The 22125-nt window shown below is 67.0% G+C and carries 23 protein-coding genes and 2 tRNA genes; 10 read left to right on the forward strand and 15 right to left on the reverse strand.

Translation table 11 applies throughout. From position 1 onward, the window contains the following. Positions 1 to 5 precede the first annotated feature (5 nt). Positions 6 to 896: an acyl-CoA thioesterase gene (locus tag GZ64_RS0105340; RefSeq protein ID WP_021200515.1), complete on the forward strand. Its 891-nt coding sequence runs from the start codon at positions 6 to 8 to the stop codon at positions 894 to 896. A gap of 81 nt (positions 897 to 977) precedes the next feature. Here GZ64_RS0105340 and GZ64_RS0105345 read toward each other — a convergent pair whose 3' ends face one another. The 4 genes from GZ64_RS0105345 to GZ64_RS0105360 form a co-directional block, all read right to left on the reverse strand. After that, positions 978 to 1463 (reverse strand): acyl-CoA thioesterase, encoded by a 486-nt coding sequence (locus GZ64_RS0105345; RefSeq protein ID WP_029265414.1) that lies wholly within the window; start codon positions 1461 to 1463, stop codon positions 978 to 980. Positions 1464 to 1470: 7 nt separating this feature from the next. Continuing rightward, positions 1471 to 3150: an energy-dependent translational throttle protein EttA gene (ettA, locus tag GZ64_RS0105350; RefSeq protein WP_017830677.1), complete on the reverse strand. Its 1680-nt coding sequence runs from the start codon at positions 3148 to 3150 to the stop codon at positions 1471 to 1473. 63 nt (positions 3151 to 3213) lie between these two features. Next, a complete protein-coding gene (locus GZ64_RS0105355; protein ID WP_029265415.1) occupies positions 3214 to 3711 on the reverse strand; it encodes a DUF6993 domain-containing protein in 498 nt (165 codons plus the stop codon). Between the two features lie 85 nt (positions 3712 to 3796). Then, positions 3797 to 4303 (reverse strand): single-stranded DNA-binding protein, encoded by a 507-nt coding sequence (locus GZ64_RS0105360; protein ID WP_029265417.1) that lies wholly within the window; start codon positions 4301 to 4303, stop codon positions 3797 to 3799. A gap of 205 nt (positions 4304 to 4508) precedes the next feature. Here GZ64_RS0105360 and GZ64_RS0105365 point away from each other — a divergent pair, with 205 nt between their 5' ends. After that, the gene (locus GZ64_RS0105365) at positions 4509 to 4778 is read left to right on the forward strand and encodes a hypothetical protein (RefSeq protein WP_029265418.1); all 270 of its coding nucleotides are present in this window, start codon (positions 4509 to 4511) and stop codon (positions 4776 to 4778) included. A gap of 156 nt (positions 4779 to 4934) precedes the next feature. Here the strand turns inward: GZ64_RS0105365 and GZ64_RS0105370 are convergent. Continuing rightward, positions 4935 to 5007 (reverse strand) — tRNA-Arg (locus GZ64_RS0105370). Between the two features lie 87 nt (positions 5008 to 5094). Between GZ64_RS0105370 and orn the strand changes: the two genes are divergently transcribed. From orn to GZ64_RS0105400, 6 genes are all read left to right on the forward strand, one after another. Then, on the forward strand, positions 5095 to 5721 hold the full coding sequence (gene orn / locus GZ64_RS0105375) for an oligoribonuclease (protein WP_029265419.1): 627 nt from the start codon (positions 5095 to 5097) through the stop codon (positions 5719 to 5721). A gap of 36 nt (positions 5722 to 5757) precedes the next feature. After that, positions 5758 to 5833, forward strand: a tRNA-His gene (locus GZ64_RS0105380). Between the two features lie 87 nt (positions 5834 to 5920). Continuing rightward, positions 5921 to 6550 (forward strand): LysE family translocator, encoded by a 630-nt coding sequence (locus tag GZ64_RS0105385; RefSeq protein ID WP_029265420.1) that lies wholly within the window; start codon positions 5921 to 5923, stop codon positions 6548 to 6550. A 27-nt stretch (positions 6551 to 6577) separates the two neighbouring features. Next, positions 6578 to 6925 carry a metallopeptidase family protein gene (locus tag GZ64_RS0105390; protein WP_029265421.1) on the forward strand — a complete coding sequence of 116 codons (348 nt, stop codon included), beginning with the start codon at positions 6578 to 6580 and terminating at the stop codon, positions 6923 to 6925. Beyond that, positions 6922 to 7218 carry an ATP-dependent Clp protease adapter ClpS gene (gene clpS / locus GZ64_RS0105395; RefSeq protein WP_021200507.1) on the forward strand — a complete coding sequence of 99 codons (297 nt, stop codon included), beginning with the start codon at positions 6922 to 6924 and terminating at the stop codon, positions 7216 to 7218. The genes GZ64_RS0105390 and clpS overlap by 4 nt, the downstream gene beginning before the upstream one ends. Continuing rightward, a complete protein-coding gene (locus GZ64_RS0105400) occupies positions 7215 to 7712 on the forward strand; it encodes a DUF2017 family protein (protein WP_029265423.1) in 498 nt (165 codons plus the stop codon). The genes clpS and GZ64_RS0105400 overlap by 4 nt, the downstream gene beginning before the upstream one ends. On the opposite strand, the gene GZ64_RS0105405 is transcribed toward GZ64_RS0105400, so the two are convergent. From GZ64_RS0105405 to gatC, 6 genes are read right to left on the reverse strand one after another with little or no spacing between them, the layout of a single operon-like run. Next, entirely contained in the window at positions 7709 to 8290 is a 582-nt protein-coding gene (locus tag GZ64_RS0105405) for an aminobenzoate synthetase (RefSeq protein WP_029265425.1), read from the reverse strand. The two genes, GZ64_RS0105400 and GZ64_RS0105405, sit on opposite strands and share 4 nt — an antisense overlap. Then, positions 8274 to 8591, reverse strand: a complete 318-nt coding sequence (locus GZ64_RS0105410) for a hypothetical protein (RefSeq protein ID WP_021200504.1) — start codon at positions 8589 to 8591, stop codon at positions 8274 to 8276. The genes GZ64_RS0105405 and GZ64_RS0105410 overlap by 17 nt, the downstream gene beginning before the upstream one ends. Before the next feature lie 37 nt (positions 8592 to 8628). Continuing rightward, on the reverse strand, positions 8629 to 9885 hold the full coding sequence (dinB, locus tag GZ64_RS0105415; protein ID WP_029265426.1) for a DNA polymerase IV: 1257 nt from the start codon (positions 9883 to 9885) through the stop codon (positions 8629 to 8631). A 47-nt stretch (positions 9886 to 9932) separates the two neighbouring features. After that, positions 9933 to 11447: an Asp-tRNA(Asn)/Glu-tRNA(Gln) amidotransferase subunit GatB gene (gene gatB, locus GZ64_RS0105420; protein WP_029259179.1), complete on the reverse strand. Its 1515-nt coding sequence runs from the start codon at positions 11445 to 11447 to the stop codon at positions 9933 to 9935. Further along, entirely contained in the window at positions 11447 to 12964 is a 1518-nt protein-coding gene (gatA, locus tag GZ64_RS0105425; RefSeq protein ID WP_029265427.1) for an Asp-tRNA(Asn)/Glu-tRNA(Gln) amidotransferase subunit GatA, read from the reverse strand. Before gatA ends, gatB begins: the two co-directional genes overlap by 1 nt. Then, entirely contained in the window at positions 12961 to 13260 is a 300-nt protein-coding gene (gene gatC, locus GZ64_RS0105430) for an Asp-tRNA(Asn)/Glu-tRNA(Gln) amidotransferase subunit GatC (protein WP_029265429.1), read from the reverse strand. The genes gatA and gatC overlap by 4 nt, the downstream gene beginning before the upstream one ends. A 67-nt stretch (positions 13261 to 13327) precedes the next feature. Between gatC and GZ64_RS0105435 the strand changes: the two genes are divergently transcribed. Then, the gene (locus GZ64_RS0105435; RefSeq protein ID WP_029265431.1) at positions 13328 to 15028 is read left to right on the forward strand and encodes a long-chain-fatty-acid--CoA ligase; all 1701 of its coding nucleotides are present in this window, start codon (positions 13328 to 13330) and stop codon (positions 15026 to 15028) included. A 65-nt stretch (positions 15029 to 15093) separates the two neighbouring features. Beyond that, positions 15094 to 16914 carry a DEAD/DEAH box helicase gene (locus GZ64_RS0105440; RefSeq protein ID WP_021200498.1) on the forward strand — a complete coding sequence of 607 codons (1821 nt, stop codon included), beginning with the start codon at positions 15094 to 15096 and terminating at the stop codon, positions 16912 to 16914. A 23-nt stretch (positions 16915 to 16937) separates the two neighbouring features. On the opposite strand, the gene GZ64_RS0105445 is transcribed toward GZ64_RS0105440, so the two are convergent. The 4 genes from GZ64_RS0105445 to GZ64_RS0105460 are packed head-to-tail and all read right to left on the reverse strand — an operon-like array spanning position 16938 to position 22056. Next, on the reverse strand, positions 16938 to 17405 hold the full coding sequence (locus tag GZ64_RS0105445; RefSeq protein WP_051667857.1) for a hypothetical protein: 468 nt from the start codon (positions 17403 to 17405) through the stop codon (positions 16938 to 16940). After that, positions 17402 to 19735, reverse strand: coding sequence for an NAD-dependent DNA ligase LigA (gene ligA, locus GZ64_RS0105450; RefSeq protein ID WP_029265433.1), 2334 nt, complete (start codon positions 19733 to 19735; stop codon positions 17402 to 17404). The genes GZ64_RS0105445 and ligA overlap by 4 nt, the downstream gene beginning before the upstream one ends. Before the next feature lie 38 nt (positions 19736 to 19773). Further along, entirely contained in the window at positions 19774 to 20871 is a 1098-nt protein-coding gene (gene mnmA, locus GZ64_RS0105455) for a tRNA 2-thiouridine(34) synthase MnmA (RefSeq protein ID WP_029265434.1), read from the reverse strand. A 9-nt stretch (positions 20872 to 20880) separates the two neighbouring features. Beyond that, on the reverse strand, positions 20881 to 22056 hold the full coding sequence (locus GZ64_RS0105460; RefSeq protein ID WP_029265436.1) for a cysteine desulfurase family protein: 1176 nt from the start codon (positions 22054 to 22056) through the stop codon (positions 20881 to 20883). Positions 22057 to 22125 lie beyond the last annotated feature (69 nt).

The raw sequence follows: 22125 nt of genomic DNA on the forward strand, positions 1-22125 counted from the left end.
AATCCATGAGCGCGGAAGAACACGCCATCCAGACCGTCGAGCGACTGCTCGAGGTCCTCGATCTCGATTCGACCCAGGCACGGACCACCGAGGACATCTTCACCGGTTCGTCGCACCCGATGCCCAGCGGGCGGATCTACGGTGGACAGGTTCTCGCCCAGGCGCTCCTCGCTGCGGAACGCACTCTTCCCGAAGATCGGGCGGTGCACTCGATGCATGGATACTTCCTGCGCCCCGGCGATGCGAGTCAGGGCATCACGATCTCGGTCGATCGTATTCATGACGGGCGCTCATTCTCGACACGCCGTGCCCAGGCATACCAGAACGGCGTACCCATCTTCTCGATGATCGCCTCGTTCCAGGATGCGGATCCCGGCGTCGAGCATGCGTCGTCGATGCCCGAGGGCATCCCCGAGCCTGAGGCGCTCCAGCCGGACGAGGACCGTGTACAGGGACTCCCCGGCGGCACGGCGCGGATGCTGAGCGACCGAGCGGCTGATGTCCGCCATGTCGACTCGCCGATGTATCTGCCGAGCGACGATGCCCGCACACCGCAGCAGGCCGTGTGGATGCGCCTTCGCGCGCCGCTTCCGGACGACCAGCGTCTGCACCGCGCAGCGCTCGCCTACCTCAGCGACATGACGATCCAGGAGTCGATTCTTCGCGCGCACGGGGTCTATTGGGCGCTCCCCGGTCTCAAGGTCGCGAGTCTCGATCACGCGATGTGGTGGCACCGCCCTGCTCGCGTGGATGAGTGGCTGCTCTACGTGCAGGAGTCACCCAACGCCCGCGGAGGCCGCGGACTCGCCACCGGACGGATCTTTACACGCGACGGCACCCTGGTGGCGAGTGTCGCCCAGGAGATCATGATCAGGGTTCCCGACGGCCAGGACTGACTTATCCGCTCAGACGCTCGTCGTGCTGCGGGTCTGCCCGGGTGGCCGTGCTCTGGTGCACGCCGTCGGTACCTGTGGCGGTCAGCGGTGGCTGTACTCGATCGATTCGCCGACGTACGGATCCCACGCCTCGCGCATCTCCTGGGTGAGACGGGTGGGACGTCCGGTCTTCGCATCGACGAGCACGATGATCGCCGTGGAGCGGGCGTAGATCTGACGCGGCGCCGCCGTGGGATCGTTGTGCACCTCGTAGCAGACCTCGACGCTGGAGCCGCCGAGCTTGCCGAACCACATCTGCACTTCGAGCGGTCGCCGCTGATAGGGCACCGGCGCGAGGTACTCGATCTCCTGTCGCGCGATGAGGGTGAGGATCCCCTCATCGATACCCGAGTCGAGTACCGCGGTGGATGGTGCCTCTTCGCCGGGGCCTGCACGCCAGAACGCTCGCACACGAGCTTCCTCGAGCAGCTTCAGCATCGAGGTGTTGTTGACGTGGTTGAACGCATCCAGATCGCCCCAGCGGAGCTGGATCGGGATGTGCAGACGGGGCCCCGGCGTCGCAGTCACGAGGTGCTCAGTCGCGCGTCAGCTTGCGGTGCGTCGAACGGTGCGGCTTGGCCGCATCGGCTCCGAGGCGTTCGATCTTGTTCTCCTCATACGCCTCGAAGTTGCCCTCGAACCAGTACCACTGGTCCGGCTTCTCGTCGGTGCCCTCGTAGGCGAGGATGTGCGTGGCGATGCGGTCGAGGAACCACCGGTCGTGGGTGATGACCACGGCGCATCCGGGGAACTCGAGCAGAGCGTTCTCGAGCGAGCTGAGGGTTTCGACATCCAGGTCGTTCGTCGGCTCATCGAGGAGCAGCAGGTTACCGCCCTCCTTGAGCGTCAGTGCGAGGTTCAGGCGGTTGCGTTCTCCACCGGAGAGCACCCCGGCCTTCTTCTGCTGGTCCGGCCCCTTGAAGCCGAACTTCGAGACGTACGCCCTGGACGGGATCTCGGTCTTGCCGACGGTGATGTAGTCGAGGCCGTCGGAGACGACTTCCCACAGCGTTTTGTTCGGGTCGATGTTGGAGCGTGACTGGTCGACGTAGCTGATCTTGACCGTCTCACCGATCTTCAGATCTCCGCCGTCCAGAGGCTCGAGGCCCACGATGGTCTTGAACAACGTCGTCTTTCCCACGCCGTTCGGACCGATGACGCCGACGATGCCGTTCGGCGGCAGGCTGAAGCTCAGGCCGTCGATGAGCGAGCGCCCGTCGAAGCCCTTCTTCAGGTTCTTGGCCTCGATGACGACGCTTCCGAGTCGAGGACCGGCGGGAATCTGGATCTCCTCGAAATCCAGCTTCCTGGTGCGCTCGGCCTCGGATGCCATCTCCTCGTAGCGGGCGAGACGTGCCTTCGACTTCGTCTGGCGGCCCTTCGCGCTGGAGCGCACCCACTCCAGCTCCTCCTTGAGGCGCTTGGCGAGCTTGGCGTCCTTCTTGCCCTGGATCTCGAGGCGCTCGCCCTTCTTCTCCAGGTACGTCGAGTAGTTGCCCTCGTAGCCGATCAGGCGACCGCGGTCGACCTCGGCGATCCACTCGGCCACGTGGTCGAGGAAGTACCGGTCGTGGGTGATCGCGATGACGGCACCCTTGTACGCCTGCAGGTGCTGCTCGAGCCACAGCACGCTCTCGGCGTCGAGGTGGTTGGTCGGCTCGTCGAGAAGCAGGAGATCGGGCTTCTGCAGGAGCAGCTTCGCCAGCGCCACTCGACGCTTCTCGCCACCGGAGAGAGGCGCGATCGCGGCGTCTCCCGGCGGGGTGCGGAGCGCATCCATGGCCTGGTCGAGCTGCGAGTCGAGGTCCCAGCCGTCGGCCGCGTCGATCTCTTCCTGGAGCGAACCCATCTCGGCGAGGAGCGCGTCGAAGTCGGCATCGGGATCGGCCATCAGCGCCGAGATCTCGTTGAAACGGTCGAGCTTCGCCTTGATCGCGATACCGTCCTGGATGTTCTCGAGCACGGTCTTCGTCTCGTCGAGCTCCGGCTCCTGCATCAGGATGCCGACAGTGAACCCCGGGGAGAGCTTCGCCTCACCGTTCGACGGAGTGTCGAGACCCGCCATGATCTTGAGGATCGTCGACTTGCCCGCGCCGTTGGGACCGACCATGCCGATCTTGGCCCCGGGGAGGAACGCCATGGTCACGTCGTCGAGGATGAGCTTCTCGCCCACTGCCTTGCGCGCACGAACCATCGAGTAGATGTACTCAGCCACCGAAAACCGCTCCTTCTGTTGGCGTCGAAGATCGACACTCCAGCCTACCGGCCCCCTGGCGTGTCACCAGTCGATCGGACGTGTGGTGCCGACCAGGCATCGCCCTTCGGCGAGTTGCGGGAGTACCGCGGTGACGACCTGCCCGGTGGACGGGCCGACCTGGCCGACCAAGCACTCGTCTTGACCCCACCGAACCGAGAACTGCAGACTCTCTGCCGGGTTGCCGACGGTGGTCTGATCCTGGGTCACCTGCATCGACTCGCGATCGAACCCTGCGCCGATCAGCGCGTCGATGTACGCACGGCCCGAACCGCGCTGATCTGTCGCCCAGATGCCCTCCGCAGTCGCGGTGAACACCGGCAGGTTGTCCTCTGCGCTGCCGTCGGGAACGAGCACGGGAGCAGACGGCGCCGTCGAGTCCGCATCGGGAGTTGCCGAACTCGACGGAGACGCCGTCGGTGCGGGTTCCGGAACGCAGCCCGAGAGCAGAAGGGCAGAGACGGCCGTGACCGCCAGGACGCCGGCTGCACGCGCCGGTGAGGAGACCGATCGACGAAGCACGTGCCGAGTCTACGTCGCCTTCCTCCCCGCCTCCGCGTGAATCGGCCGACAGCCGGCACCCGACGCTCTCGGGAACCGGTGCGCGTCAATCGCTCGCCGCTATCCTCGACGCCGGATCCGCCCACGAGAGGTCGAATGCCGCAGACTCCGACTCTGCGGCGTGTACAGGGGCTCTTTCCTCTGCAGAGTGAGCGCCCGGTGCGTCGGAGCTTGCCTCTGCGATCCCGGTCTGCGGCCGCGGCTGCGGTCGATACGCCGTGGTCCCCCACCGCAGATCGTGACCGATCGCCTCCGCTTCGACATCGACACTTGTGCCATGTTTGCCGTTGCTCTCCCAGTTCCGGATCTTCAGCCGTCCTGTCACGATCACCGCGTCACCCGTCCGCAGGGACGCCTTGGCGTTCTCGCCGAGCTGCCGGAACGCCGCCACCGAGTACCAGTTGGTCCCCGAGTCCGTCCAAGCCTGGGCTGCGGGGTCGAAACGTCGGTGGGTGCTGGCGAGACGGAAGTTGGTGACCGCCACACCTCCTGCGGTCTGCACCTGTGTCGGGTCGGTGGCGACTCTTCCCACGATGGTCAGCGTGTCGATCATGTTGCTCGTCCTCTCGTCTCCGGATCCCTTCCGGTCTTTCCAGCGTGCGCCGCCACGACGGAGGTGGAGAGCCCGAAACACGAAGTCGGTGGAGAGACCGAGACAGATGTCCTCTGTGGAGAGAAACCCCCGATGAGGACGAGAGGACTGCGCGCGAGGGAATGTCGGTGGTCGGTCGTATCTTCGAATCACGAAAGGAGCACCGATGTCCGACAGCATGATCACCTCTCTTCCCGAAGTCCCCTTCGCCACGCCTCGACTCTCGTCCCCGCGAGAGCATCTCGTCCGGGCTGCCGATCATCTCTGGAGGGTCCAGGACCAGAGAGAGCATGTTCTCGGACATCTGCGCATCGTCGCGGACCCGCTCGGTCTCCGGTACAGGGCGGAGAGGCTACACCTCGCAACCGGCGTGTTCCGAGTGGTCGGCGAGTTCTGGCGTGTCGATGACGCCGTCGCGGTGCTGCGCTATTCCTGACGGTGGTCGCCGCCCGCGACGCATGGCGTCGATCCGGGAGAGGTCGCTCTCTGCCCATGAGATCGTCTCTCGTCGGATCGATCATCCGTCGGAGCGATCACCCATTGGATCGAACATCCATCGGACCGAACATTCTCGAACGCCGACACCGTGAAGTGCCCCCGGCAGGATTCGAACCTGCGACCAAGAGATTAGAAGGCTCCTGCTCTATCCCCTGAGCTACGGAGGCGCACGACTCTAGAGTATCGCGGTCGCGCAGACGATTCACGAGTCACACTCCGGCCGGCGATGTCGGGGGCGTCGATAGTATGGCGAGATGGTATCTGCGTCCGAGAATGATCGTCTCGTATGGATCGACTGCGAGATGACGGGACTCGATCTCGCGGTCGACGAACTCGTCGAGATCGCCGTCGTCATCACCGACTTCGAGCTCAACCCGATCGACCCCGGATTCCAGGTGGTGATACGCCCCACCGAAGCCGCGCTCGCGCACATGAACGATTTCGTCACGAAGATGCATGAGACATCGGGCCTGATCGAGGAGATCCCCGGTGGCGTGTCGCTGGAGGAGGCGGAGTCCCAGACGCTGGCGTACATCAAGCGCTTCGTGCCCCTCGAGCGCAAGGCTCCATTGGCCGGCAACACGATCGGAACGGACCGCATGTTCCTGGCCAAATACATGCCGCAGGTGGATCAGTGGCTGCATTACCGCAATGTCGACGTCTCCAGCATCAAGGAACTGTCGCGACGCTGGTACCCGCGAGTCTTCTTCCAGGCTCCGCCCAAGGACGGAGGACACCGCGCCCTCGCCGACATTCTGGAGTCAATCCGAGAGCTCCGGTACTACCGCGACGCGGTGTTCGTCGATGAGCCGGGACCGTCCAGCGACGAAGCTCGCGAGATCGCTGCACGTACGGTGTCCGAGTTCACTCCGAACATGTAATAGACTCGTATGGTTGCCTGCTCCGGCAGGCACATGGTGGGTATAGCTCAGCTGGTAGAGCGCTGGCTTGTGGTGCCGGATGTCGCGGGTTCGAGTCCCGTTACTCACCCCACTGAAGAAGGCCCGAATCGCGAGATTCGGGCCTTCTTCGCGTCTACGCGCGGCTGGTACCCCTCCCCCGGCGCCCTAGACTGACGACGTGTCTCTCGCGGTCTGGTTCTCGTTGCTGACCGCGTCCGTCGTGATCAGCTTCACGCCCGGCGCCGGTGCGATCAACACGATGTCGAATGCGATGAACCAGGGCTGGCGGCGCTCGATCTGGGGCATCGTCGGCCAGCAGATCGCGTTGATCGTCCACGTCGCGATCGTGGCTGCCGGTGTCGGACTCCTGGTGTCACGTTCGGAAGTGCTGTTCAACGGCATCCGCTATGCCGGGGCCGCCTACCTGGTGTTCCTCGGGATCCGCCTCATCCTCGCGAAGCCCGCGGTCGTGGTCGACGACGATCCCCTGCCGGTAGACAGCCGCGAGAGCCACTGGTCGATGATCCGCCGCGGTTTCTGGGTCAATCTCCTGAACCCGAAGGCGATCGTGTTCTTCCTCGCGTTCATTCCGCAGTTCGTCAGGTTGGACGAGCCTCCGCTGCCCCAATACCTCACGCTCATCGTCACCGTGATCGTCGTCGACGTGATCGTGATGTGGGGATTCTTCGCTGCAGCCGCACGTCCGTTCCGTCGACTCACGCGAACCGCACGTGGACAGCGCATCCTCAACACCGTGTTCGGCGTCCTGTTCATCGTGGTGGCCGCGATCCTCGTTCTCCTGCACTGACCTCCCTCGGGCCCTAGGCTGAGGGGGATGGACATGGATGCCGCCGCCTTCGAAGAGCTCGTGATCGATGAGCTCGACCAGTTGCCCGACGACATGGTCGAAGGGTTGGAGAACGTCGTGTTCGTGGTGGAGGATCGGCCGGAGGACGGCAGCCTCGATCTGCTCGGCCTCTACGACGGGCTGGCGCTGACCGATCGGACCCAGTACGGGATGGGCGAGTTGCCCGATCGCATCGTGGTCTATCGCGAGCCGCACCTGGCCCAATGCGAGAACGAGCAAGAGCTCCGCGACGAGATCCACACCACGTTGGTGCATGAGATCGCGCATTTCTATGGCATCGACGACGAGCAGCTGCATGAGATGGGTTGGGCATGACGATCCCCGCCGCAGTTCCCGATCTCGATGAGGCGACCGATCTGAGCGCCGCTCCCCTGGAGCCGTGGCAGGTGGTCGTCTGGAACGACCCCGTCAATCTGATGAGCTACGTGGTCCGCGTCTTCCGCACGTATTTCGGATACTCGCTCGACCACGCGACGACGCTGATGCTCGCCGTGCACCACGACGGACACGCCATCGTGGCGACGGGGCCGCGCGAGACCATGGAGGTCCACGCGCAGGCCATGCATGACTACGGCCTGTGGGCCACGGTCAGGAAGGCCTCACAGTGACCAGGGACGCCGTCATCGTCACGATCACCGGGATCGAGGAGCTCCACCTCGCGAAGCTCGTGGACGATTTCATCGAGCTCCTCGCGACTTCGCGGGAGGTCGGGGACCCCGCCATCGACCGATTGACGCCGACTCCGTACCCCGACGATGCGGACTCCGCCGCCGAGTTCGCCGAAAGCACGAGGGATGATCTCCTCGATCGACGGCTCGCCGATGCGCGCCGGACACGTGGGTCTCTCGGAGACGTCACCGGTGACGACCTCGCCGAGGCAGAAGCGCTGCGGACGCGGGAGATGGCCGTGCCCGTGGAGGACGTCGACGCCTGGCTCCGAACGCTCACGGCTATTCGCCTCGTCATAGCCACGCGGCTCGGGATCACGACCGACGAACAGACCGCCACGGATGGGCGTCACGATGTGTACGACTGGCTCGGATACCGTTTGGAGCTTCTCATCCAGGCTGCAGACGAAGCGGATGAGGGCCGGAAGGTCTAAGGAACCTCGACGATTCTCGTAGCGAGGGATCGAGGGTCGTCCCGCTCGATGTGTCGGCGTTCCTGTGCCGCCCAACGGTCCCAGTGCGGCCGATAGGCGTCCCCATCGCGTGCCAGGGCACGCGCCTTCCTCGATGCCTCCGCCGACTCCACCCATACCCTGACATCGGCGAGAGCGGCGGACGAGGGGCGGAGGATCCCGCTGCCCTCGATGATGACTCCGAGGGCCGGGTCGACGGCGTGGCTCTCCGCCTCGGTGCGGTCCTCCCAGTCCCATCGCCGCCAGGTGCCGAGATACCCGCGGCCGTGCGGACGGAGGATCCAGTCGAGGGCGCGCTCAGCGCCTTCATCGAGTCCGTCCCAGCCCGGGTAGATGGAATCCAACGCGATGAGCTGTACGTGACCGACCACGGGCCAGCGACGCACCAACAGGGAGGCGAGGGACGACTTTCCCGCACCGCTGCCGCCATCGATGAGCACGACGGGGTTCGCGGCGGCGACGGCACGGACATCCCGCTCGATCAGCGTCGCGGCCAGCTCCAGCGCGGCAGCGACCGGATCGTCACTTCTTGAGGGCACGGATGATGCGAGTGAGCGCCCGTCCGGCGACCCAGACGAACGGCACGGCGACGACGAGCAACGTGACGATGTTCGGCTCGAAGCGCAGACCTTCCTCGCGACGCACGTAGACCCCGACCGGGACGGAGACACCGCCACCGCCACCACCCTCGCCACCGTCTCCGCTGCCTCCGCCGAAGCCCGAGTAGGTGAATGCCACCGGAGTGATGCTCACACCGTCGACATCCTGCGGCTCCCCGTACGCGCTCTTCACGCCGAAGGACGCAGCTTGCTTTCCGAGTTCCAGTGCAATGTTCGGCATACCCCCACGCTAGTCGAGGAACCGCGCGCGCGTGCGATCAATCCAGGCCGTGGGCCTTCGGATGTTGGGCGGCACCGCGACCGTCCCCGCGGCCGATGTGTCGCGCGCGGCTGATCGTCGCTGTGCCGAACCTGGCCATGGCCTCGTCGACTGCCCCCTCGACTCTGCGCCAGTCCTCGTCGTCGTCCCACAGCCCGAGACCGCCGCCGCCGGCCGGACGCAGGTTCTCGGCTCTGACGCCGACCAGACGCACGGGATCGCGTCGGTCGATCTGCTCGAACAGAGCCTGCGCAGCCTCGCCGATGCGCTGCCCGACCGCGGTGGGCTCGCTCAGCGTCTGAGAGCGACTCAGGGTGCGGAAGTCGTCGAAACGGATCTTGATGGCGACGGTCGACGTCTCCCACTCGGCGCGGCGGAGACGTGCGGCGACACGGTCAGCGAGCCGCAGGAGCTCCGCGCGGAGGAACGGACGATCGAGGATATCCGTATCGAAGGTCTCCTCATGACCGATGCTCTTCTCCACGCGCACCGTATCGACGGCGCGCGCATCCTCACCCATCGCGAGCTGAGCGAGGCGCGCGCCCAGGGCGGGGCCGACCGCACGCTCGATCATCTCGCGCGGAGCCTCGCGCACATCTCTCACGGTACGGATACCGCGTGCCTCCAGCGCCTCGGCAGCCTTCGGCCCGACGCCCCACATCGCGCGGACCGGACGTGGCGCGAGGAACTCGAGCGTGTCCTTTGCGGCGACGACGAGCATGCCGTTGGGCTTGGAGATCGTCGATGCCATCTTGGCGACGTGTTTGGTGGCCGCGACTCCGACACTGCAGGTGATGCCGACCTCATCGTGCACACGTCCGCGGATGAGCTCTGCGATGTGTGCAGGGCTGCCCCAGAGCCGTCGCACGCCCTGCACATCGAGGAACGCCTCGTCGACCGACAACGGCTCGACGAGCGGGGTGAACGATTCGAAGATCGCCATCACCTGCCGGGAGACCTCCTGATAGCGATGGAAGTGCGGCGGCACGATGCGCGCGGAGGGACACAGGCGCAGCGCCTGCGATACCGGCATCGCTGCGCGTACGCCGTATCGGCGGGCCTCGTAAGAGGCACTCGAGACGACCGAGCGGCCGTCCGGTGCGCCGATGATCAGCGGAAGCTCCCGGAGCGCGGGATCGTCGAGGACCTCGACAGCCGCGTAGAACGCGTCCATGTCGACGTGGAGGATGCGCGTCCCGGTGTCGTCGGCGTCGGAGGCGGAGACCATCCGTCCCGTGCCGTCACCGTGTCCCATACGACCATTCTCCCCCGGGCCTCCGACAGGAGGCCCGGGGCCACGCGCTACTGGGCAGCGCGCTCGAGGATGAGTTCACGCACGCGTGCCGCGTCCGCCTGGCCCTTCATGGCCTTCATGACGGCGCCGATGACAGCACCGGCGGCCTGGACCTTGCCGTCCTTGATCTTCGCCATCACATCCGGCTGGGCCGCGAGAGCCTCGTCGATCGCAGCGATCAGCGCGCCGTCGTCCGACACCACGGCGAGGCCACGGGCGTTGACGACCTCCTGCGGAGTGCCTTCCCCCGCGATGACGCCTTCGAGCACCTGGCGGGCGAGCTTGTCGGTGAGCGTGCCCGCGTCGACCAGCTGCTGCAGTGCGGCGACGTTCTCCGGGCTGATCAGCTCGGTGGCTTCCTTCTCCTGCGCGTTCGCGAGACGGGAGATCTCCCCCGTCCACCATTTCCGGGCGGTCGCAGGTGCCGCACCGGCGGCGATGGTCGCCTCGACCACTTCGAGCAGGCCTCCGTTGCGCACGTCCTGGAACTCCAGGTCGGTGAAGCCCCACTCCGTCATCAGGCGACGACGGCGGGCGACAGGCTGCTCGGGAAGAGCCGCGCGCAGCTCCTCGATCAGCTCGGCGGCCGGCTCCACGGGCAGCAGGTCGGGCTCCGGGAAGTAGCGGTAGTCGTCGGCGTCCGACTTCGGACGACCCGGCGATGTCGTACCGGTGTCCTCGTGCCAGTGCCGCGTCTCCTGCGTGATCGTGCCGCCATCGGCGAGGATCTGCGCCTGGCGCTGGATCTCGTACTTCACGGCCCGCTCGACCGAACGCATGGAGTTGACGTTCTTCGTCTCGGTGCGGGTGCCGAGCTTGTCGGTGCCACGCCGACGCAGAGAGACGTTGGCGTCGCAGCGCAGGTTTCCGCGTTCCAACCGGGCCTCGGAGATTCCGAGACCACGGACGATGTCGCGGATCGCCTGCACGTAGGCCTTGGCGACCTCGGGTGCGCGGTGCTCGGTGCCGTAGATGATGTTCGTCACGATCTCGACCAGCGGAACACCCGCGCGGTTGTAGTCGACGAGCGAGTACTCAGCGCCCTGGATGCGGCCGGTGGCGCCACCCATGTGGGTGAGCTTTCCCGCGTCTTCCTCCATATGCGCGCGCTCGATCGGAATCGTGATGAGTGTCCCGTCCTCGAGCTCGACCTCGACCGAACCGTCATAGGCGATCGGCTCGTCGTACTGCGAGATCTGGTAGTTCTTGCCGAGATCCGGGTAGAAATAGTTCTTCCGCGCGAACCGGCTCGATTCCGCGATCGAGCAACCGAGAGCGAGACCCAGGCTGATCGACGAACGGATCGCCGTCTCGTTCACGACCGGAAGCGACCCCGGCAGACCGAGGTCGACGGGCGCGATCAGCGTGTTCGGCTCAGCGGCGTGGAAGGCCTCGTTGGCCGGGTTCGGCGCATCGGAGAACATCTTCGTGTTGGTGTTGAGCTCGACGTGCACCTCGAATCCGAGGACCGGCTCGAACAGCTCGAGCGCCTTGTCGAAGTCCATGAGCTTGGCGGCGGCCATCAGCGCTTCCCTCCTGCGAGCTGCGGTGCGCGGGTGAGCAGCGGCGCACCCCAGGAGTCGACGAGCAGCGTCTCGAGCGCGGCGCCGACCTTGTAGAGACGTGCATCCTCCCGTGCCGGGGCGATGAACTGGATGCCGACGGGGAGTCCGTCGTCATCGGCCAGACCGCTGGGGACGGAGATGCCGGGAACGCCGGCGAGGTTCACCGGAATCGTGGTGATGTCGTTGAGATACATCTGCAGCGGGTCGTCGATCTTCTCGCCGAGCTTGAAGGCGGTGGTGGGCGCCGACGGCGTCGCGATGACGTCGACCTCGGCGAAGGCGTTGGCGAAGTCCTGCTGGATGAGTGTGCGGACCTTCTGCGCGCTGCCATAGTAGGCGTCGTAGTAACCGGCCGACAGTGCGTACGTGCCGAGGATGATGCGTCGCTTGACCTCGTCACCGAAGCCGGCGTCACGGGTTGCGGACATGACGTCCTCGACCGTCGGGTTTCCGTCGGGCGTCACCCGCAGACCGAAGCGCACCGAGTCGAACTTCGCGAGGTTGCTCGATGCCTCCGCGGGGAGGATCAGGTAGTACGCAGCCACGCCGTACTCGAAATGGGGAGCACCGATCTCGACGATCTCCGCGCCCTGAGCCTCCATGAGCGCGAGAGCATTGCGGAAGGATGCGGCGACGCCGGGCTGGAAGCCGCTGTCCGGCAGTTCGCGGATCACGCCGACCTTGAGACCCTTGAGCACGTCTCCGCGCGCACCCTCGCGAGCCGCCTCGGCGAACGAAGGCCATGCATCGCGCAGCGACGTCGAGTCCTTGGGGTCATGACCGCCGATCGCATCGTGCAGCAGGCCGGAGTCGAGCACGGTCCGCGAGACCGGACCGACCTGGTCGAGGCTGGAGGCGAGGGCGATCGCACCGTAGCGGCTCACGCCGCCGTACGTCGGCTTGACGCCGACCGTGCCGGTCACGTGGGCGGGCTGACGGATCGAGCCGCCGGTGTCGGAGCCGAGAGCGAGCGGTGCCTCGAATGCGGCGACAGCGGCAGCCGAACCTCCACCGGAGCCACCGGGGATGCGGTCGAGGTCCCAGGGGTTGTGCGTGGGGCCGTATGCGGAGTGCTCGGTAGACGACCCCATGGCGAATTCGTCCATGTTCGTCTTGCCGAGCGGGATGAGTCCCGCATCGCGCGAGCGTGCGACGACGGTCGCATCGTAAGGCGAGCGGTATCCCTCGAGGATGCGCGACCCGCTGGTCGTCGGCTGGTCGGTCGTGACGAGCACGTCCTTGATCGCGAGAGGAACGCCGGCGAGCGGTCCGAGGGCCTCGCCGGCGGCGCGACGGGCGTCGATGGCCGTTGCGGCCTCGAGCGCTCCCTCGTTGATGTGGAGGAAGGCGTGGACGTCGCCGTCCACGGCGGCGATGCGATCGAGGTGCGCCTGGGTCGCCTCGACGCTCGACACCTCACGAGAGGCGAGCTTCGCGGCGAGGTCAGCCGCATCCAGCCGGATGATGTCGCTCACTGTTCTTCTCCCAGGATCGCGGTCACGCGGAAGCGGCCGTCGGCGGCATCCGGGGCGTTCTGAAGCACCTGCTCGTGCGTGAGCGTCTCGCCGACCACGTCGGGTCGGAAGACGTTGCTCAACGGAATCGGGTGACTCGTCGCCACGACGTCGGCGGTCGCGACTTCCGACACCTTCGCGATGTTGTCGACGATGGCGTCGAGCTGGCCCGTGAGCCTCGACACCTCGTCGTCGTTCAGCTGGATGCGTGCAAGCACACCGAGGTGGCGCACGAGTTCAGGGGTGATTTCAGACACTCCCCCAGTCTAGTTGGCGCGCTCCCCGGTCCCATGCCCGACGAGCAGCTCGACATATGCTGGGCGGGTGAGCACGTTCCAGCCTCCTCGCCCGTGGGTCGCCAGCTACGCCCCAGGCGTCCCGGAAGACCTCGCCCCGGTCGACGGATCACTCGTCGACATCGTCGCCGCGTCGGCGCGGGACTACCCCGATGCCCCCGCGCTGCAATTCTTCGGGCGTGAGACGACATACGCACAGCTGCAAGCAGCGATCGACCGCGCGGCGACGGGGCTGCGGGACCTCGGCGTCCGCGCCGGCGATCCTGTGGCCATCGTGCTGCCGAACTGCCCGCAGCACATCGTGGCCTTCTACGCGGTGCTGCGACTCGGCGCCGTCGTCGTCGAGCACAACCCGCTATACACGCCTCGTGAGCTGCGCAAGCAGTTCGAGGACCATGGAGCGAAACACGCGATCGTGTGGAACAAGGTCGTCTCCACGGTGCAGGAGTTCCCGGCGGACCTCGCCGTGACGAACCTCATCTCCGTCGACGTGACGCGCGCCATGCCGTTCCTCACGCGCTTCGCCCTGCGTCTCCCCGTCGCGAAGGCTCGCGACTCCCGCGCGGCCCTCACGGCCAAGGTGCGCGGCACGGTCGTCTGGGACTCGCTGGTCGCTTCCGACCCTCTGCCGGAGACGCACCCGAAGCCGGGAACCGACGATCTGGCGATCATCCAATACACCTCCGGAACGACCGGAACGCCGAAGGGGGCGGCGCTCACACACCGCAACCTGCTGGCGAACGCCGCCCAGTCGCAGGCCTGGGTGCCGTCGATCCGACGCGGCAACGGTTGCGTCGTGTACGCGGTCCTTCCCATGTTCCACGCTTACGGACTCACGCTCTGTCTGACGTTCGCGATGTCGATGGGGGCTCGACTCGTGCTCTTCCCCAAGTTCGATCCGGACCTCGTGCTCGACGTCGTCAAGAAGCACCCCGCCACGTTCCTGCCGCTGGTACCGCCCATAGCCGACCGCCTTCTCGCCGCGGCCAAGGCGAAGGGCGTGTCGCTCGAGGGCATCGAGGTCGCGATCTCCGGCGCGATGGCGCTGCCACATGAACTGGTTGTCCCCTTCGAGGAGGCCACCCACGGATATCTCGTCGAAGGCTACGGGCTGAGCGAGTGCTCCCCTGTCCTGATGGCGAACCCGGTGGCGGACAACCGCGTTCCCGGAACCGTCGGGCTTCCCCTGCCCGGAACCGAATGCCGCGTGGTGGATCCGGAGAACCCTGGTGAGGACGTGCCGCCGGGCTCTGCCGGGGAACTCGTCGTGCGCGGGCCGCAGGTGTTCTCGGGGTACTACGGCAAGCCGGAGGAGACGGAGGCGGTCTTCGTCGACGGCTGGTACCGCACCGGCGACATCGTCACGATCGACGAGGCCGGCTTCGTTCGCATCGTCGATCGCATCAAGGAGCTCATCATCACGGGCGGCTTCAACGTCACACCCACCGAGGTGGAGAACGCCCTGCGCCAGCACCCGCAGGTCGCGGATGCCGCGGTCATCGGTCTGCCGAGCGAGCACTCCGGTGAAGAGGTCGTCGCCGCGATCGTCATCGATCAGGGAACCGACGTGGACGTCGAGGCCGTTCGTGAGTTCGCGCGCAGCATCCTCACCCCCTACAAGGTCCCCCGCCGCATCTTCGTGGTGGACGAACTCCCGAAGTCGCTGATCGGTAAGGTGCTCCGGCGCCAGGTCAAGGAGAAGCTCGTGGCGCTGAACACCGGCGCCTGAGGACGCCCTCACAGGCGGCGGACGCCGCAGCGCGCTACCCTTGGGAAGTGACCCCTGAAGATGCAGTGCTGACCGACGCCCCCGACGAATCTCCCGCGACCCCTGGATTCGAGGAGCTCGGCATCACCGGGCCCGTCCTCAAAGCCATCAAAGACCTCGGCTACGAGACGCCGTCGCCCATCCAGGCGGCCACCATCCCGACGCTCCTGGCTGGGCGCGATGTCGTCGGCATGGCGCAGACCGGTACCGGGAAGACCGCGGCCTTCGCCCTCCCCGTGCTCGAGCGCCTCGATGTCTCCCAGAAGACCCCGCAGGCCCTCGTGCTCGCACCCACCCGTGAGCTCGCGCTCCAGGTCTGCGAGGCGTTCGAGTCGTACGCCTCCAAGATGAAGGGCGTGCACGTGCTCCCCGTCTACGGCGGGCAGGGCTACGGCGTGCAGCTGTCGGCTCTGCGCCGCGGCGTCCACGTGATCGTCGGCACGCCGGGCCGCATCATGGACCACCTCGCCAAGGGCACGCTCGACCTGTCGCAGCTGCAGTACCTCGTGCTCGACGAGGCCGACGAGATGCTGAAGATGGGCTTCGCCGAAGACGTGGAGCAGATCCTCGCGCAGACGCCCGAGGAGAAGCAGGTCGCGCTGTTCTCCGCGACGATGCCGCCGCAGATCCGCCGTCTCGCCCAGAAGTACCTGCGAGACCCTGAAGAGATCAGCATCAAGTCGAAGACCGCGACCGGCACCAACATCACGCAGCGCTATCTCGTCGTGTCGTACGCGCAGAAGGTCGATGCGCTCACCCGGATCCTCGAGGTCGAGAACTTCGACGGAATGATCGTCTTCGTCCGTACGAAGAACGAGACCGAGACCCTGGCGGAGAAGCTGCGCGCCCGTGGCTACTCGGCCGCAGCCATCAACGGCGACGTGCCTCAGGTGCAGCGTGAGCGCAGTGTGAACCAGCTCAAGGACGGCAAGCTCGACATCCTGGTCGCGACCGACGTGGCCGCGCGAGGACTCGACGTCGAGCGCATCAGCCACGTCGTCAACTTCGACATCCCCACCGACACCGAGTCCTATGTGCACCGAATCGGTCGCACGGGCCGCGCCGGACGATCGGGCGACGCGATCAGCTTCATCACCCCGCGCGAGCGCTACCTCCTGAAGCACATCGAGAAGGCGACGCGTCAGCAGCCGGCCCAGATGCAGCTCCCGAGCACGGAAGACGTGAACACCACACGTCTGAACCGCTTCGACGACGCGATCACCACGGCGCTGTCGGAGACCGGGCGCATCGAGGCGTTCCGCGACATCGTGGCGCACTACGTGCGTCACCATGATGTCCCTGAGGGTGATGTGGCCGCCGCTCTGGCTGTCGTGGCGCAGGGTGACAAGCCGCTGCTGCTCGACCCCGCCAACGATCCGCTCACCAAGGCGGTCGAAGCAGACAACCGTCCCCCGCGCGAGCGCACGGGACGCGATGCTCGTGAGCCGCGTACGGAACGACGCGGGCGTGGCGACTACACCGCCTACCGCATCGAGGTCGGACGACGTCATCGTGTCGAACCCCGCCAGATCGTCGGGGCCCTCGCCAACGAGGGCGGTCTGGGACGCGACGACTTCGGTGCGATCAACATCCGTCCGGACTTCTCGACGGTCGAGCTGCCATCGAACCTGGATCCGTCTGTCCTCGAGAAGCTGCGCGACACGCGCATCTCGGGACGCCTGATCGAGATCAAGCCCGACCGCGGTCCCGGGGGCGCACGCCGCACCGGTGGCCCTCGGGAGGCCGGCGGTCGGGGTGACCGTTTCGAGCGTCGGGACCGCGATGATCGGCCGGCGCGCGACACGCGTGACGAGAAGCCGTACCGCAAGCCGCGTCACAAAAGCTGACCACCACTCGCGCGCGGAACGGATTATCCCGTCCCGCGCGCGAGTCGCGCGGCGACATCGATCAGCGGCTCCGGATGTGTGAGCAGCGCACGCTGCTCGGGGTGCGCGATGAGATGGGCGATCAGCCGATGCGCGCCCATGACCGCAGGCTCCCAGTATCCGCCGACGTGGTGTCTGCTCAGGGGCAGGACTCGAGATTCTCCGTCGACCGTCAGAGTCACGGAACCGTCGTCGGGATCGACTCCGGGATCGGTCAGCATGGCGGCGGTCAAAGCGCCGAGCAGAATCGTGCTGACGAGCCCAGGAAGACGGAACCTCGTCGTGGGGACGTCCATGACGATCGAGTCGAGCTCGCTCCAGCTCACGATCCCGCGATTATCGACGCCCTCGCGAATGATCACGGCATCAGGGCTCAACCGCAGATGATGGCGACCGGGATCTCCGACGGCGAGAGCCTCCGGGACGACGATCAGGGGCCCGAAGCGCTTCACGCCCCTTCGCCCGTGGGAGGGAGGGCATCCGGCCCCTGGGTCACCAGGATATGGAACTGCGCCGCGTCGAGGATTCGCAGGCCGAGGTCCTCCGCCTTCGCCAGCTTGGAACCCGCGCCGGGGCCGGCGGCGACGAAGTCGGTCTTCTTCGATACGCTCGACGCGGCCTTGCCGCCCGCGTTGATGATGGCCTCCTGTGCGCCGTCTCGTGTGTAACCGTCGAGGGATCCGGTGGCGACGACGGTCAGCCCCTCCAGGACTCCGCCCGCGGCCTCAGCCGCGCCGGGGCCGGGGTGCCCAGGCGTCGCCCACTGCACGCCCGCGTCCTCCCACTGCTGAACGATCTCCTGGTGCCAGTCCACCTCGAACCAGGCGAGAAGCGAATCGGCGATGATGCCACCGACGCCCTCGACCGCGGCGAGCTCGTCGCGTGACGCCGCGCGGATCGCGTCGAGCGACCCGAACCACTGAGCGAGCGCCCTCGCGGCGACAGGGCCGACATGGCGGATGTTCAGTGAGACGAGCAGCCGCCACAGGTCCTTCGTCTTGGCCTTCTCCAGTTCTGCGAGCAGGGTGAGCGCCTGTGCGGAGGGCTGGGGTCCGTCGAGACCGGACTTCTTCTCAGCCGCAGTGGGGTTGCGTCGGAAAGGAGCGCGAGTTTTGACGACCCCGTCCTCGTCTTCCTTGGGGAGACCCGTCTCGGCGTCGCGAACGAACAGCTCGATGGGGACCAGCTGTTCGAGGCTGAGCGCGAACAGGCCCGCCTCGGTCTCGAGCGGTGGCACTGCAGGAGACGTCGGCTGCGTCAGGGCCGCAGCGGTGACCTCGCCCAGTGCCTCGACGTCGAGGGCACCTCGCGAACCGATGTGCTCCACGCGTCCGCGCACCTGCGCCGGGCACGAGCGTGCGTTCGGACAGCGCAGATCGATATCGCCTTCCTTCATGGCTCGCAGGGGCGTGCCGCACTCCGGGCACTCGACGGGCATCACGAACTCGCGCTCGGTGCCGTCGCGCTTCTCGACGACCGGCCCGAGGACCTCGGGGATCACGTCGCCGGCTTTGCGCAGCACGACCGTGTCACCGATCAGCACGCCTTTCGCCTTCACGACGTCCTTGTTGTGCAGCGTCGCCTGGCGGACCACCGATCCGGCGACATGTGCGGGGGCCATGACGGCGAACGGAGTCGCACGACCGGTGCGACCGACCGACACGACGATATCGAGCAGCTTCGTCTGCACCTCTTCCGGCGGGTACTTGTAGGCGATCGCCCAGCGCGGGGCCCGGCTCGTCGCGCCGAGCTCGTCGTGCAGCTCGAGCTCGTCGACCTTGACCACGATGCCGTCGAGCTCATGCTCGACATCATGCCGATGCTCGCCGAAGTACTCGACGAACGTGACGACCTCGTCGATCGTGCGGCAGACCTTCGTGTGCGGGCTCGTGGGCAGCCCCCACTCCGCGAGCAGGTCGTACACCTCGCTCTGCGCGGCGACCGGAGGGTTCGACCATGCGCCGACCCCGTGCACGTACAGCGCGAGCGACTCGATCCGCAACAGTCCTGCTTCGAGCTCGAGGCCGTTCTTCTTGTCGATCTGCTGGCGGAGTCCACCGCTCGCCGCATTGCGGGGGTTCGCGAAGGCCGGGAATCGCCGGGCGGCCGCAGTGCGCGCCTTCTCATCGTCGAAGGGCTTCTTCACCCCGCCGCGCGACTCCCACCGCTCGAGCGCGTCGGCGTAGGCCCGGTCGCGGAAGGCCGCCTGCGCCCCATTGAGCCGTTCGAACGCCGCCACGGGGATGAAGACCTCGCCGCGCACTTCGACGATCGGGGGATGCCCGTCGCCGCTGAGCCGATATGGGATCTCAGGGAGACGCAAAGCGTTCTCGGTGACGATCTCTCCGACGCGTCCGTCGCCTCTGGTGGCCGCGGAGGTCAGCACACCGTTCTCGTAGCGGAGGTTGATCGCCAGTCCGTCGATCTTGAGCTCGGTGAGCCAGGCGACCTCGCGGCCCGCTGCGGCCTTCGTCTTCGCTGCCCACTCCTTCAGCTCGTCGATCGAGAAGACGTTGTCGAGGCTGAGCATCCGCTCGGCGTGCTCGATGGTCGCAAGACCCGTCGCCTCGGCCGCGCCGACCATCTGGGTGGGCGAGTCCTGTCCCTGAAGCTCGGGGTGCAGACGCTCGAGCTCTTCGAGCCGGTGCATCCATCCGTCATAGGTGAAGTCATCGACGACCGAGGTGTCGCGGCCGTAGTAGGCCTCTTTGGCGTCGAGGATGCGAGTGGTCAGCTCTTCAGCTTCGGTACGGGCGTCTTCCAGCGAGATGTTCTCCGGCACCCCGCCAGTCTACGAGCGGGTACCGACACCGGAAACGTCTACGCGCCGACGGGAACCGCCGAGACCGTCGTATCAATCGTGAACTGTCCGAGCACGCGCGTTCCGACATAGAGCACAGCGGTCTGCCCCGGTGCGACGCCGTCGAGGGGAACTTCCGGTATGACGCGTACACCCCCGTCGGAGACCTCGGCGTGTGCGGCCACGGGCTCGGAATGCGCACGGATCTGCACATGGCAGGAGAAGGACGATTCGGTCGGTGCAGCGCCGGCCCAGCTGAACCGCTCCCCCGCGATCTCGGCGATGGCGAGGGCCTCCTTCGGGCCGACGACGACGGTGTTGGAGACCGGGCGCACTTCGAGAACGAACCTGGGCTTGCCGTCGGCGGCGGGCACACCGAGCTTGAGACCGCGGCGCTGCCCGACGGTGAAGGCTTGAGCACCCTCGTGGGATCCGACGACCTCTCCGCTGCGGTCGACGATCTCGCCGGTCGCCGTGCCGACCTTCTCGGCGAGCCAACCGCGGGTGTCACCATCGGGGATGAAGCAGATGTCGTGGCTGTCCGGTTTCTGCGCGACGCTCAGACCGCGTGCCTCGGCTTCGGCGCGCACGATCGCCTTCGAGGGCGTGGTGCCGAGCGGGAAGTAAGTGTGCGCGAGCTGCTCGGCGTTGAGGACGCCCAGGACGTACGACTGGTCTTTGGCGTTGTCGGAGGCGCGGTGCAGCTCGAGACCCCCGTCGCCGTCGATCAACGTCGCGTAGTGCCCCGTGCACACGGCGTCGAACCCGAGCTCGATCGCTCGCTCCAGCAGTGCGGCGAACTTGATCTTCTCGTTGCATCGCATGCAGGGATTGGGGGTGCGACCGGCCTGGTACTCGGAGATGAAATCTGCGATCACGTCGTCGCGGAACCGCTCCGAGAAGTCCCAGACGTAGAACGGGATGCCGAGCACGTCGGCGGCGCGACGGGCGTCGAGGGCATCCTCGATCGTGCAGCAGCCGCGGCTGCCGGTGCGCAGGGTGCCGCCGGCACGGGACAGTGCCAGATGCACGCCGACCACGTCGTGCCCCGCCTCCACGGCCCTGGCGGCCGCGACGGCGGAGTCGACTCCACCGCTCATAGCCGCAAGGATCCGCATGAGACCAGTCTACGAGCGCGCGGCTGTGCCGGCGCCGGATGCGCGGGCATAGGCGTCAGCGATCGTGGCGAGCACCGCATCGACGTCGGTATCGGTCGAGGTCCGACCGAGCGAGAACCGCAGCACGCTGCGCGCATCCCGTTCGCTGCGCCCCATCGCCATCACGACGTGCGACGGCTCGGCGACGCCCGCCTGGCAGGCGGATCCCGTCGAGGCGGCGACGCCGGCGACATCCAGGAGGAAAAGCAGGCTCTCCCCCACCGCGCCGGGGAACAGCACGTGCGCGTTCCCCGGGAGGCGCACGGTCGGATCCCCCAGCAGTTCTGCTCTCGGCACGGCCGCCCTGATGCCGGACACGAGGCGGTCACGCAGCGCGCTGAGTCGTGCGGTCTCGTCCGATCGTTCGCGCTCTGCGAGCTCCAGCGCCGTCGCGAAAGCGGCAGCCCCGGGGACATCTTGCGTGCCCGCGCGCAACCCGCGCTGCTGAGCTCCCCCACGCAGCAACGCGGTGAGGCGGGCCGTGCGTGCCGTGACGAGGACTCCCACGCCGACCGGCGCGCCGATCTTGTGGCCGGCGAAGCTCATGGCGACCAGACCGACCCCACCGTCGGCATCACCTCGCAGGGTGCGGAACGACAGGCGCACGTGCCCGAGAGCCGCGACGGCGTCGATGTGCAGGGGAACACCCGCTCCCGCCGCCGCGGCTGCGAGGGAGCGGGTGTCGTTGATGGTTCCGGCCTCGTTGTTCGCCGCGAGGGCCGTCGCCAGAGCGGCACCGGGAAGCTCGGCGGCGAACTGCTCGGGATCGATCCGCGCGTCGGGCGCGACGGGCACTCGTCGCAGTGCTGCCCCTTCATCCACGAGCGCGGCGACCGTGTCTATGGTCGCGTGATGCTCGGCGTCGGGCATCACGATCGCCGACGTTCCGCCCGCGCGGCCGTGCCACAACCCCTGAAGAGCGAGGTTGATGGACTCCGTGCCCCCGGAGGTGAACACGATCTCGATCGGGTCGGCCTCCAGCACCGCGGCGACCCGTTCGCGCGACTCCTCGAGCAGCCGACGCGCATCCTGACCCGCCCCGTGCGTCGACGACGCATTGCCGACCATCTGGGAAGCGGCGAGCCAGGCCTCCCGTGCTTCGGGGCGCAGTGGCGTGGTCGCCGCGTGGTCCAGATAGTGCCGCATCCTTCGATTCTCTCCCGAAACGAGGGCGGAAGGGTGCTGCCTCCAGGTACCGGGTGCGCGCTGACATGA

Origin of the sequence: Microbacterium sp. Cr-K32, assembly GCF_000708345.1 — a bacterium.
Lineage (GTDB): Bacteria > Actinomycetota > Actinomycetes > Actinomycetales > Microbacteriaceae > Microbacterium > Microbacterium maritypicum_A.